General features: G+C 68.0%; 3 protein-coding genes. 1 reads left to right on the top strand and 2 read right to left on the bottom strand.

The annotated features are described in order from the left end of the window. Nucleotides 1–1422 (bottom strand): condensation domain-containing protein, encoded by a 1422-nt coding sequence (locus BKN37_RS07340; RefSeq protein ID WP_083341643.1) that lies wholly within the window; start codon nucleotides 1420–1422, stop codon nucleotides 1–3. Nucleotides 1423–1710: 288 nt separating this feature from the next. On the opposite strand from BKN37_RS07340, the gene BKN37_RS07335 reads away from it, so the two are divergent. Next, nucleotides 1711–12762, top strand: a complete 11052-nt coding sequence (locus BKN37_RS07335) for a type I polyketide synthase (protein WP_071023903.1) — start codon at nucleotides 1711–1713, stop codon at nucleotides 12760–12762. A gap of 94 nt (nucleotides 12763–12856) precedes the next feature. Here the strand turns inward: BKN37_RS07335 and BKN37_RS07330 are convergent, their stop codons facing one another. Beyond that, nucleotides 12857–14158: an MFS transporter gene (locus BKN37_RS07330; RefSeq protein WP_071023901.1), complete on the bottom strand. Its 1302-nt coding sequence runs from the start codon at nucleotides 14156–14158 to the stop codon at nucleotides 12857–12859. Between the last annotated feature and the right edge of the window lie 164 nt (nucleotides 14159–14322).

Below are 14322 nucleotides of genomic sequence, written 5' to 3'. Positions count from 1 at the left end.
CTACGCGACGCGTCCCCAATGCCCGCTATCGGCGACCCGCATGCACACGGACCGCATCGCCTCCATGTAGCGGGTCACTGATTTCTCAGCGACCGGGTTGTCGGGATGCATGATCGCCATGACCGTGCCCTCGCCGTACCGGAAGATATAGATGGTCAGCTGATACGAGTACCGGCCGTCCGGATAGATCCCGATATTGTTCGCCAGGCCCATGTCGGCGGCCGCAAGAATCGCGTTGAGCGGAGCGGCGCCGCCATGCAAGAAGTTCGACACCGGAAAGTTTGGCTGTGGCCAGTTCAACCACGGCGCCAATTCCAGTACGCGGTAATACGGCACCTTCGCCATGTCCAGACCGGAATCGAAAGAGGTCTGTGCGGCCCATGCGGCCTCGGCGAAGGACGTCGCCGCGATAGGGACGGTGATCGGGATTAAGCCGGTAAACCAGCCCTGCGTCATAAAATTGTCCGCGGCGGTGCGGGAATCCCTCGGGGTAAGCCCGTAATACGTGAGAGCACCGGTGAACTCGTGTTCCACCAGGGCGAGGCAGGCGAACAGGCCGCCGACAAACCGCGCGCCGGCCGCCGTGCAGGCTGATTCGAATCGCTCCGTCTGTGCTGGGTCCATCAGGACTTCGGAGGTCATGGCACTGCTGGTCGACTCCGACGGGTTACCCAGCGGCAGCGGAAATTCAGGAAAGCTTCCGTTGTTGTTTTCGGCGAAGTCAATCCATGCGCGTACCCCGGGCGAATCCACGGTCAACTCCGAGGTGTACTCGCGTTCGCGGACACAGAAATCGTCAAAGCTGCCGGCATCGGGCAGTGTAAGGGGCGCACCACCGCCGCTCAACGCCGAATACATGCCATTGGCTTCCAGCATCGTGGTGCCGATCAACGTCGCGTCCCCGTGGACATGATCCATGGCCGCAAAGAAGCTGAAGTGGTTCTCGCATTGGATGATCCCGAAGGTGAAACAACCCCACTCCAGCGGATTCGGGATGTCCACCACGTGGGCGCGTATTTCGTCGACCGTCATGGTGCCGTGATCGACCGGCGCGAACTCAATATCGGCCGGATCGGTGATGGCACGCCTGATGAACTCGCCATTGCCGGTGTCTTCGAACCAACTGCGGAACGTGTCATGCCGACGCAGGTAGGTGTTGAGGGCGTGGTTCATCGCGGGAACATCGCACTGCCCCGGGACGTCACAGGTAGCGATGATCTGCCGCGAAAAGCCCTGGCCCGCGGCGGTTTGCTCGTGGTAATTACGCAGATGTTGGTTCTGCATGTAGCTGATCGGCACGGAGCTGACCGGCGCTTGTCGGGCCTTCTCGGCCGCCGCGGTCGTCGGGTGCCAGGAGGTGACAGAGCCGGGGGTCAGTGTCCATTCATCGAGTGAGCCGACCGTAATTTTCCCGATGCGCAAAACTTCCCTCTCCTCGGCTTGACGGGCTCCCGACCCGGGGTCAGGATAACCTGCTTAGCGGTCACTGTCGCGGGGCATGTGTGGATGCACAGGCGCCAACTCGCGGATCCGGGGCCGGTGAAGATGGAGCGGCTCGGCGTGGGACGCGGGCCAACGGCCTTACCTGGCGATAGGTTCTCGGGCCGACGTGACCCTTGCAATACTGGCCGCCGGCGGGGATTCTGTTGGGCGACCGGGCCGCCTGCGGGGGAGCGAATCTGGACCGACCTAGGCAGGGAGGACAACGGCATGGCATCCATGCAGGACCTGAACGACTCGTCATCGGGCTTCGCGATCGTCGGCTACGCGGCGCGCTTTCCGGGTGCGGCCGATGCGGGTGAGTTTTGGGAAGTGCTCCGCGACGGGCGGGATGCGATATCCGAGGTGCCCGAGGACCGGTGGGACGCCGACGAATTCTTCGACCCGGAACCCGGCGCGCCCGGGAAGGTGGTCACCCGTCGGGCAGGTTTCGTCGATGACGTGACGGGGTTCGACGCGCCGTTCTTCGGGATGTCGACGCGCGAGGCCCGGTTATTGGACCCGCAGCATCGACTCCTGCTGGAGACAGCGTGGCGGGCGGTCGAGCATTCGGGCACCGCGCCAACGGCTTTGGCGAACACCAACACCGGCGTGTTCGTCGGTCTGGCCACCCACGACTACCTGGGCATGGCGTCCGGTGAGCTGACCTATCCCGAGATCGAAGCCTATATGGCAATCGGGACGTCGAACGCCGCCGCAGCGGGCCGGATCAGCTACCGGTTGGGGTTACAGGGCCCGGCGGTCGCGGTCGACACGGCGTGCAGCTCGTCGTTGGTGGCTATCCACCAGGCGTGCCAAGCGCTGCGCTTAGGGGAATGCGACCTGGCGCTGGCCGGCGGCGCGAACGTCCTGCTCACCCCGGCGACCATGATCACGTTCTCCAATGCCCACATGCTCGCGCCCGACGGCCGGTGCAAGACGTTCGACGCGGCCGCCGACGGCTATGTGCGTGGCGAGGGGTGCGGCGTTATTGTCGTCAAGCGGCTTGAGGATGCGATCCGCGACGGCGATCGGATTCGGGCGGTCATCCGGGGCAGCGCGATCAATCAGGACGGCGCATCGGGTGGCTTAACGGTACCGAACGGCGTTGCTCAACAACGGGTTATCGCCGACGCACTGAAGCGGGCCGGTCTCGCGCCCAGCGACGTCGGATACCTAGAGGCGCACGGGACCGGGACCTCGCTGGGTGACCCGATCGAGGCCCAGGCCGCGGGTGCGGTGCTCGGCGCGGGACGCGACCCGAGCCAGCCGCTATTGATCGGCTCGGCGAAGACCAACATCGGGCACCTGGAAGCCGCCGCGGGGATCGCCGGTGTCATCAAGGTCATCCTGGCGCTGGAGAACGAGTTGCTGCCGCAACACCTGCACTTCCAGAACCCGTCGCCGCACATTCCCTGGGACCGACTTGCGGTGCAGGTCGTGCAGGAGGCCACGCCCTGGGAACGCAATGGCCGGCCCCGTATCGCGGGAGTCAGCTCGTTCGGGTTCGCCGGGACCAACGCGCACGTCATCCTGGAGGAAGCACCTGTTCCAGCGGGTCAGCCCGCTGTGTTGCCACGCCCGGCGGCGGCACCCGCGGACCGACGGTTCAACATTCTTCCGCTCTCGGCGCGCACGCCCGCCGCATTGGTGCAGATCGCCGATCAATACCGCACCTGGCTCAACGCGCACCCGGAGGCCACGCTGGACGACGTGTGCTTTACCGCCGGGGCGGGGCGAGCCCACTTCGAACACCGGGCCGCGCTGGTAGTCAATTCCAAGGAATCTGCCAGCGAATTGCTAGGCGCGCTCGCCGACGACCGCCCGGCACCCGGCCTGGTGCGCGGAGTATCCGATGACACGCCGAAAACGGCGTGGCTGTTCACCGGTCAAGGCAGTCAATACCCGGGCATGGCCCGCGAACTCTTCGACACCGAACCGGTGTTCGCCGAGACGCTGACCCGCTGCGCGGAAGTGGTCGCTGACGTGCTCGAACGTCCACTGTTGGACGTCATTTTCGATACCGATGGCCCCAATAGCGAAGAGACGCTGCGGCAGACCTCTTACGCCCAGCCCGCCTTGTTCGCGGTGGAGATGGGCCTGGCCCGCCTCTGGCAGTCATGGGGCTTCGACCCCGATGTGGTGCTCGGCCACAGCGTCGGCCAGTATTCGGCGGCCTGCGTCGCGGGCGTGTTCAGCCTCGAAGACGGCGCGCGGCTGATGGCCGAGCGCGGACGTCTATTCGGCAGCTTGCCCGCCGGCGGTCGGATGGTCGCCGCGTTTGCCGCAGCCGAGCGTGTCGAGGCCCTGACCGACGAGTTCCCAACGCTGTCAGTCGCTGCCTACAACGGGGCTAACACCGTACTGTCGGGACCCGCACAGGATCTGGACCAGGCGGTGGCCCGGTTGACAGCCGACGGCGTCCGGTGCGACCGGCTGGACACCAGCCACGCCTTCCATTCGGCGCTGCTGGATCCGATCCTCGACGAGTTCGAGTCGTACGCGGACCAGTTCACCTACAGCTCGCCGCAACGGATTTTGGTGTGCAACCGCACCGGTTCCGCGATCGGGCGGAGCGTGAAACTGGATGGCAACTACTGGCGTCGCCACGCGCGCCAGCCGGTGGAATTCGCCAAGAGCGTGCGGACGCTGGCCGACCTGGGCTGCAAGGTGCTGCTGGAGATCGGCCCGCAACCGGTGCTGACCGCCGCGGCCCTGCGGGCCTGGCCGGACCCGGCGACGGCACCGCGGGCGATCGCATCATTGCGCCGCAACACCGCCGACCACCGCCAGATCACCGAAGCCCTTGCCGACGCTTACGTTTTGGGCCACCTGCCGGACTTCGGCGCCGTCCGACCTGGGCACGTGCAAAAGCTTGACCTGCCCACCTATCCGTTCGAGCATCGCCAGTACTGGTTCCGAGACAACCGGGAACGCCCCAACCAACAACAACACCTCGGCGCGAGCTCCGAAGCCGTCCGTCTGCTTGAGGACGGCCGGATCGAGGAACTCGCGGCCCTGCTGGACGGTTCCGGCGGCGACCAGCAGACCCTCAATGTGCTGACAAAGCTTGCCGCACAACACAACCAGCAGCGCAAGACGAAGTCGATCGCGGATGCGCGCTACGAGTTCCGCTGGGAGAAATCCGCCAGCTCGGAGGCGGACGGCGGCGAGGGATCTGGCTGGCTGCTCATCGGCGATGACGCCGACGCGCTGCAGCCTCTGGTAGACGCGCTGACCGCACGCGGGCATCGGCATCGGATCCACGGGTTGCCGACGTCCGACGCGGAAGAGGAACAGCTCGAGGCCGCGCTACGCGCGGCGGCCGCAGAAGAACCGGCGTTGCGCATTCTGCACGTCGCGGCGCTCGACTCCGATGCGGCATCGTCGACGGACGCGCTGGCGCGGATGCAGCGGCGGGTTCTAGGTGGAACACGGCGGGTCTTCCGTGCCGCGGCGGCCGCGGAACTGCGCACACCCATCTGGCTGGTGACCCGCGGCGCACAACGCGTCATCGACACCGACACCGTGTCACCGGAGCAGAGCTGCCTGTGGGGATTCGGCCGGGCCGCCTCGCTGGAGCACCCGCAAGTGTGGGGCGGACTGGCGGATCTGGCGCACGGTACCGCCGACGAATGGTCCCGGTTGATCAACCAGGTGGCGGCCGAACCGCGCCGCGAAGACCAAGTCGCGCTGCGGGATCAAGCGGTCTACGTGCCCCGGCTGGTGCGCCGCGTCGAGCCGGCCAGCGCCACGCCGCTGGCGTTGCGTGATGACGCAACGTATTTGGTGACCGGAGGGCTGGGTTCGCTCGGGCTGGAAATCGCCGGGTACCTGGCCGCGCACGGCGCCCGCCAGCTGGTGCTCACCAGCCGACGCGCGCCCAGCGAGGCCGCCCAGCGTCGCATTGACGCGTTACGCGATCAGCACGGTTGCGACGTCCGGGTCGTGGCGGCCGATGTCGCCGACGCGGACGACGTCGCGCGCCTGTTGGCCACCGTGCGGTCCGAACTGCCGCCGTTGGCCGGTATCGTCCACGCCGCCGGCGAGATCGGCACCACCCCGCTGAGCACCCTCGACGACGCCGAAGTGGATCGGGTGTTCGCCGGGAAGGTGTGGGGTGCTTGGCATTTGAGCGAAGCGGCGGCGGAGCTGCAGCTGGACTTCTTCCTCAGCACCTCCTCGATCGCCTCGGTGTGGGGCGGATTCGGTCAGACCGCTTATGGCGCGGCCAACGCCTTCCTCGACGGGCTGGCCTGGCGGCTGCGCGAGCGCGGCGTCCCGGGGATCAGCGTCAACTTCGGTCCGTGGTCGGCGGGGATGGCCGACGCGGAGGCTCGGGCGCGGCTGGATCAGCGCGGGATCCGGACCTTGTCGCCGGCGGATGCGCTGGCGGGGATGGCCGATCTGATCGCCGCTTCCGCCCCACAGGGCGTGGTGGCCCGGATCGACTGGGCGCGCTTCCTGCCGCTGTACCAGCAAGCGGGCCGGCGCGCATTCCTGGCGGAGCTGGAAGGCGAGGTGCCCGGTACGGCGCCGGTGCCGACGGCATCCGGGAAGACCGAGCTGGTGGAGCGGCTCACCAACGCGCCGGTGCAGCAGCGCAAGAAGCTGTTGACGGATTACCTGCGCAACGCGGTCGCCGAGGTGACGCGTGTCGATTCCGCCGAGATCCGTGAGGACGCCGGATTCTTCGACCTCGGCATGGATTCGCTGATGGCCGTCGAATTGCGACGCCGCATCGAGCAAGGCGTCGGCAAAGAGATCCCGGCCACCCTGGCGATGGACTACCCCCGGCTGTCCGACGTGGTGGATTACCTACTCGGCGACGTGCTCGAACTCGGTGAGCAGGGATCCGCGAAGTCGCGGGCTCAACCGGCGGCAGCGGCAACGCGCACCGACGAGCCGATCGCCATCGTGGCGGTGTCGTGCCGGTTCCCGGGTGCCCCCAACCCGGAAGCGTTCTGGGAGGTGTTGTCCGGCGGCGTCGACGCGATCCGGGAAGTCCCGGAGGACCGCTTCGACATCGACGAGTTCTACGACCCGGACCCGGATACGGCGGGCAAGACCTACACCCGCTTCGGCGGATTCCTCGACGGAATCGACGGATTCGATCCGGAATTCTTCGGCATTTCTCCGCGCGAGGCCGTCTGGATCGAGCCACAGCAGCGGCTGATGCTCGAAACGGTGTGGGAGGCACTCGAGAGGGCCGGCTACTCGCCGGCGGAGTTGCGCGGCAGCCGAACCGGCATCTTCGCCGGGGTGGCCGCCAACGAATATGCCCACCTGCTGTCCGCCGAATCGATCGACAAGATCGAGCCCTACTTCATCACCGGCAACGCGCTCAACGCCATCTCCGGTCGGGTCGCCTTCGCGCTCGGGCTGGAAGGACCGGCGGTGGCGGTCGACACGGCGTGCAGTTCGTCGCTGGTAGCCGTCCATCAGGCCTGCCAGGCATTGCATTCCGGTGACTGCGATCTGGCGTTGGCCGGCGGTGTGAACGTCTTGCTGAGTCCGGTCACCGTGGTGGCGGCCTCCCGGGCGAGGATGCTGTCGCCCGTCGGACGATGCAAGACCTTCGACGCCTCGGCCGACGGCTATGTGCGCAGCGAGGGTTGCGGGATCTTGGTGCTCAAGCGGCTCAGCGATGCGGTGCGCGACGGCGACCGCGTTGCCGCGGTGATCCCGGGCAGCGCGGTCAACCAGGACGGCGCGTCCAGCGGTTTGACCGTGCCCAATGGTGGTGCACAGCAACGCCTTATCGGCACGGCGCTGGCCCGCGCCGGTTTCGCCGGCGGCGATGTGGACTACCTTGAAGCCCACGGGACGGGCACCCCGTTGGGTGACCCGATCGAGGTGCAGGCGGCCGCGGCCGCCTATGGCGCCGCCCGCGATGCGGACCGGCCGTTGCTGATGGGATCGGTGAAGACCAACATCGGTCACCTCGAGTCGGCGTCCGGGGCCGCCGGTCTGATCAAGGTCGTGTTGTCGCTGCAGCACGGGGTGCTGCCGCAGAGCCTGCACTTCGACAACCCGTCGCCGCATATCCCGTGGGATTCGCTGCCGGTGCAGGTGGTGGACAAGTCGACGCCGTGGCAGGCCAACGGCAGGCCGCGGCGCGCGGGCGTGAGTTCCTTCGGGTTCACCGGCACCAACGCACACGTGCTGATCGAGGAGGCGCCGGCGCAACCGGCGAGCCCCGACGAACCCGCCGCCGACGACGACGCGGCGGTGGTGGCGCCGGAGACGGACGGACGCGACGAGACGGTCAATGTGCTGGCGCTGTCGGGTCGGTCACCGGAGGCGCTGGTGGCGTTGGCGCAGCGGTACGGCTCCTGGCTGGACAACCAGCCCGAGGCCGACATCGCCGATGTGTGCCGCACCGCCGGGGTCGGGCGTTCGCATTTCGAACACCGGGCCGCGCTGGTCGTGGATTCGGTTCAAAGCGCCCGCGACGGCCTGGCCGAGTTGACCGAGAACCGGCTGCGCCCCGGCGTGGTGCGCGGCGAGTGCACCGACCGGCCGACGACGGCGTGGTTGTTCACCGGGCAGGGCAGCCAGCATCCGGGGATGGCGCGCGAGTTGTTCGACGCCGAACCGGTTTTCGCCGACACCGTGCGACGCTGCGCGGACGCGGTCGACGGGATCCTGGCGCGCCCGCTGCTGGAGGTGCTGTTCGCCACCGACCGCGAAACCGGCGGTGAGGCCGGTGAAACCCTCAAGCACACCTCGTTTGCGCAGCCGGCGCTGTTCGCCGTCGAGATGGGTCTGGCCCGGCTGTGGCAGTCGTGGGGCATCGAGCCCGATGTGGTGCTGGGGCACAGCGTCGGCCAGTACGCGGCCGCCTGCGTGGCCGGGGTCTTTAGCCTCGAGGACGGGGCACGGCTGATGGCCGAGCGCGGCCGGTTGTTCGGCAGCCTGCCCGACGGCGGCCGAATGGTGGCGGTGTTCACCGACCCCAAGCAGGTCGAGGAAGTCGCCACCGAATTCCCGCGGGTGTCGGTCGCGGCCTACAACGGCCCGAACACGGTGCTGTCGGGCCCCGGTGAAGACCTCGAACAGATCGTCGACCGATTTGGCAACGACGGAATCCGCTGCAGCTGGTTGGAAACCAGCCACGCCTTCCACTCCGAGTTGCTGGAGCCGGTGCTCGGCGAATTCGAGTCCTACGCGGCACGGATGCAGTTCGCCGCGCCGACGTTGCCGCTGGTCTGCAACCGCACCGGCACGGTGCTCACCGCGGACACCCCACTCGACGCGCAATATTGGCGTCGGCATTCCCGCCAGCCGGTGCAGTTCGCCGAAAGCGTGCGCACCGTGGCGGCGCTGGGCTGCTCGGTGCTGATGGAGATCGGTCCGCAACCGGTGTTGACCGGGGCCGCGGTGCAGGTGTGGCCGGAACATCTGGCCGCGCCGCGGGCGATCGTTTCGCTGCGCAAGGGCATCGGCGACCGGCGTCAGATCGCCGAAGCACTGGCCGCGGCCTACGTCAGCGGCCACCGGCCGAACTTCGCTGCACTGCATCGTCAGTCGCGCCGCAGACTGGAACTGCCCACCTATCCGTTCCAGCGTCGGCGGTTCTGGCCCAAGGCCTCCGCGATCACCGTTGACGGTCCGGCGACGTCCGGGCTGCTCGGCAGCGCCAAGGATCTGGCCTCCGGGGACTCGGTGTACACCAGCAGGCTGTCCGTCAGGTCGCAGCCGTGGCTTTCCGACCACGTCATCTATGGCACCGTCGTCGTACCGGGCGCGACGTATGCGGCGATGGCCCTGGCCGCCCTTGGACCGCCGGCCCGGGTCAAGGACGTCTTCTTCTACGAGCCGATCATCCTGCCGGAAAAGGATTCCCGCGAGGTGCAGCTGACGTTGCATCCGCTCGAGGACGGTGCGGGCTGGAAATTCCAGGTGCACAGCCGCCCCTATGGTGTTCGCGACGCTGATTGGTCGTTGAACGCCGACGGCACCGCGGTGTCCGGTGCCGACGACGAGGCGACACCCGAGCAGGCGGATCCCGTCGACGCGGCCATCGAGCGGATGGAGCGGATGCGTCCGCAGGAGCTGTTCGAGACCTTCGCGGACATGGAGCTGTCCTGGGGGCCGAACTGGTCCGGTTCGCTGAAGTCGCTGTGGCTCGGCGAAGGCGAGGCGATCGGCGACATCTCGGTCGGTGAAGAACTTTCCGAGCAGCTCGGGACCGAGCCGATGCATCCGGTCCTGATGGACCTGTGCACCGGGGTCGCCTTCCCGGCGTTCCCCGCGCTTCGTGCGGCCGAACAGGGCGTCAATGACCTGTTCCTGCCGCTGCGCTACGGGCAAGTGATGCTGGCCGAGAAGATGCCGCGCCGGTTCTACTGCCGTGCCAAGTGGCACGCCAGCGAACTCAACGCCGAAACTCAGGTCTTCGACCTCGATTTCGTCGACCGGGATGGCCGTCACTTGGGCGGAATCCGGGAGTTCACCGTCAAACGTGCGCCCCGAGAGGCCTTGCTGCGCGGGCTCGGTGGCGACGCCACTCGGCTGCTGTACACGCTTGGCTGGCACGAGGTGCCTATTGCCCCAACTAGCGAAGACGCCGGAACCCCCAGCGGTACATGGCTGGTCGCCGGATTCGGTGAACTGGCGGCCGCGCTGCCGGGCTGCATCCCGTGCGACCGGGCGAACGACTCCGAGCTGCTGGGCCAGCTGTTGGCCCAGGCGCACGAGCGCGGTATGCCGTTCACCGGCATCGTCTGGCGGAGCGCCGGGCGAAAGGCCGACGAGTCGACCGCAGAGCAGATCACCCGGCTGGAAGCCGAGATCGAAAACCTGCTGAGCGCCGTGCAGACCGCGCAGGCCGACAACTCGGTGAAACTGCCCGGCGGGCTGTGGATCGTCACCGAACGAGCGGTGGCGACCGAGTCCGGTGAGCCGGTCGACCCGGTGCAGGCGGCGTTGTGGGGACTCGGGCGCACAATCCTCAACGAGGAACCCGGGCTGCGCAGCAAGCTCATCGACCACGACGGTTCGCCGGAGGCGGTGAGGCTGCTGACCGGTCTACTCGCTGCGCCGATCGACGAACCGGAACTGGCTCTGCGCCAAGGAAAAGCGTTGGCATCCCGGTTGCTGCAGTGGTCGCGTAGTGGTCATCTCAACGTGCCGCGCGCCGACGATTACGCCCTGCTCCCCACCGAGCGCGGCGCGATCGACAACCTGCGTCTGACCGAGACCGACGTGCCGCCGCCCGACGAGGGCTATGTGCAGGTGCGGGTCGAAGCCGCGGGCCTCAACTTCCGCGATGTGCTCAACGTGTTGGGCCTCTATCCGGGTGACCCGGGCCCGGTCGGCGGCGACTTCGCCGGCACCGTCACCCAATTGGGCGAGGGCGTCACCGGACTGGCGGTCGGCCAGCGGGTCTACGGCACCATGCAGGGCGCTTTCGCCACCCGGTTCAACGTGCCGGCCCAGTTCCTGGCGCCGATCCCGGACGGGGTGAGCGCGGTTGAGGCAGCGACCATTCCGGCCGCGGCGCTCACGGTCCGGCTCTCGTTCGACTGGGCGAAGCTGAACCCCGGCGACAAGGTGCTCATCCACGCCGCTAGTGGTGGTGTCGGGTTGGCCGCCATCCAGATGGCGCAACGGCACGGTGCAGAGGTTTACGCGACGGCAAGCACCTTCAAGCGGGCGACGCTACGTAAGCTCGGTGTGAAGCATGTGTACGATTCGCGGACAACCGATTTCGCCGACCAGATCTTAGAGGATACCGGCGGCTCGGGTGTGGACGTAGTGCTCAACTCCCTGACCAGCGAAGGTTTCGTCGAGGCGACCGTCCGGGCCACCGCCAAGAACGGCCGTTTCGCCGAGATCGCCAAGCGCGACATCTGGACGCATGAGCAGATGGCCGAGGCCCGACCCGACATCGCCTACGAGATCGTCGCGTTGGACACGGTGATGTTCACCGAACCCGAGCGCATTCGCACCTTGCTCAGCGAGGTGTCGGACGGGTTGGCAAAGGGCGAGTGGACGCCGCTGCCCGCCGAGATCTACCCGCTGACGGAGGCCCGGACGGCGTTTCGCCGCATGCAGCAGGCGCGGCACATCGGCAAGATCGTCTGCCAGATGCCGAACCCGCTTGCGCCGCGCAGGGATCGGAGCTATCTGATCACCGGTGGTCTCGGTGCCATCGGTCTGCACACGGCGTCGTACCTGGCGCAGCTCGGGGCCGGTGACATCGTGCTGACCAGCCGGCGTGAGCCGGATGCGGAGGCACAACGTGCGATCGAGGAGATCGCCGAGCGCTACAAGTGCCGCGTCCACACCTTTGCGGCCGATGTCGGTGAGGAGCCGGAGGTCGAGAGGCTGCTCGAGCGTATCCGCGCGGAGTTGCCGCCGCTGGCGGGAGTGGCGCACCTGGCCGGTGTGCTCGACGACGCGTTGCTCAACCAGCAGGACCTGGACCGGTTCCGGACCACGTTGGCGCCCAAGGCGTTCGGTGCGTTCCACTTGGACCGGTTGACGCGGGACGACAAGCTGGACTTCTTCATCGTGTCCTCGTCGGTGTCCAGCTTGCTCGGATCCCCGGGCCAGGCCAACTACTCGACCGCCAACGCGTTGCTCGACGGTCTGATCGCGGACCGAAAGGCGCACGGCTTGCCGGCGACCGGGATCAACTTCGGTCCCTGGGGCGGCGGCGGTATGGCGTCGTCGGAGGCGGCCAGCGCCAATATCAGTGCGCAGGGTCTGCTTCCGCTGGATGCGTCGGGTGCACTGGGTGCGCTCGCCGAAGTGGTCGCCAACGGAACCGGGCAGGCAACGGTCCTCAAGGCCAACTGGGCGCGTGCGGCGAAGGTGCTGGGCAGTTCCCGTCCGCCGATGCTGGATCTGGTGCTGCCCAGTGCGATGACCGAGGTGGTCGACAGTGAGTTGCTCCGGCAACTGCAGGAGATCCCGGTGGCCCAGCGCGCCAGTTTCATCACCGAGTTCCTGCAGCGCGAAGTGCAGGGCTTCCTGCGGCTGGCGCAACCGCCCGCGGCAACCAGTCGGTTCCTGGACCTGGGCACGGACTCGCTGATGGCGGTCGAACTCCGCAACCGGCTGCACAGCCAGTTCGGTGGCGCGTTCACCATCAACGCCACCGCGGTGTTCGACTATCCGACCATCGGGGGGCTGGGTGAGTACCTGGCCAACCAGTTGCCGGATGCGGAGTCCGAATCGGCCGAGGCGCAGGGCGAGTCAGCGTCGGCCGAGGCGGAATCCGATGCGCCGTCCGACGAGGCGGAAGCCGTGGCGGCCGGCGAGCCGAGCTGATCGCGACCGCCTCCCGACACGACGGCGTGGTCGGTCGGGCGCGTAGCCGGTCCTGCGACGAGCCCGACGTTGTGCTCGATCGCGGCGGCGAGGCCTAGCTGGCGGTGCGGGGCACCCGCACCGCCAGCATGGCCAGCAGGCCGGCCGCCAGGACCGCGCACAAGCCGCCCATGCCGGCCCGGTCGGCGCCGAACAGGTCGACGAAGGTGAAGAACATCCAGGGCGCCAAAAACGAGGCGGCCCGCCCGGTGGTGGTGTAGAGGCCGAACGCCACTCCCTCCTTGCCCTGCGCGGACATGCGCAGCATCAGCGCCCGCGCGGAGGCCAGGATGGGGCCGACGAACAGGCACAGCAGCAGCCCGCAGATCCAGAACGCCCGCGGCCCGGAGGCGCACAGCAGCGCCACTCCGATCGCGATCATGAGCGTGAGCGAGCCGGTGATGACGGGTTTGGGGCCCACCCGGTCGGCGAGCAGGCCGCCCACCACCGCGCCGATCGCGGCGACGATGCTGACGCACACACCGAAGATGAGCACGTCGGCTTGCGATACCCCGTACACGCTGACGCCGAGGACCGCGCCGAACGCGAAAATGCCGGTCAGCCCGTCGCGAAACACCGCGCTGGCCAGCAGGTAGTAGACCACGTGGTGGTCACGTCGCCACTCGCTCTTCACCTCCCGCCACAGCGCGCGATAGGCGCCACCGATACCGGCGGCCGGTCGGGGGTCGACGGCGGCCGGTGCGCGCACCAACGCCAGCAGTGGGCCGGCGAACACCGCCAGCCATGCCGCGGCCACCACCATCGCCACCCGCACATTCTGGCCGTCGGCCGCCGCCAGCCCGAACAAGCCGCGGGTGTCGCCGTCGCCGTCGATGAAGCCGAAATACAGGATCAGCAGCAACAGCACACTACCGAAAAACCCCGACGCCGAGCCGATCCCGGAGACCCGCCCCATGTTCCGCGGTGTGGAGATTTGGCTCAACACGGCGTTGTAGGGCACCGTCGCCAGGTCGCTGCACGCCGCGGTGCAGGCCAGCAGGAGCAGACCCGGCAACAGGTAGTGGTAGTCGGTTTTGATGAGGCTCATGGCGGCGGTTAAGACGACGACCACGCCGGTCAGTATCGCCAATGCGGTGCGGCGACGGTGCGGGGCGTCGACCCAGACCCCGGTCGCCGGCGCCAGGAACGCGACGAACAGCCCCGCGAACGTCAGTGCCCGGCCCAGCCAGCTGGCCGGCGTGGTGGCACCGGGCAGCCCCTCACCGACCGCCCCGGTGAGGTACACGGAGAACACGAACGTGATGACCACGGCGTTCACGCCGGTGGCGCCGCAATCCCACAGCGCCCACGCCACGATCCGGGACCGTGAGACGGTCGGCGATTCGATCGTGCTCATGACCGCACTCCCGTGGCGCATTTCGGTCGGTTCCGCGGGGGACTCACCCACAACACCTCACCCTTCTGTGCCCTCGTTGTCGTGCTCTGGCCGGCGCCGGCCCACCACCGCACCCGCGCCCCCCGCCACCAGCAGCGCCAGCCACCCCAGGTGCGCCGCGACCG

Source organism: Mycobacterium talmoniae, assembly GCF_001854525.1.
GTDB lineage: Bacteria > Actinomycetota > Actinomycetes > Mycobacteriales > Mycobacteriaceae > Mycobacterium > Mycobacterium talmoniae.
Note: the sequence above shows the minus strand (reverse complement) of the source record. Positions and strands in the feature narration are given on the sequence as shown.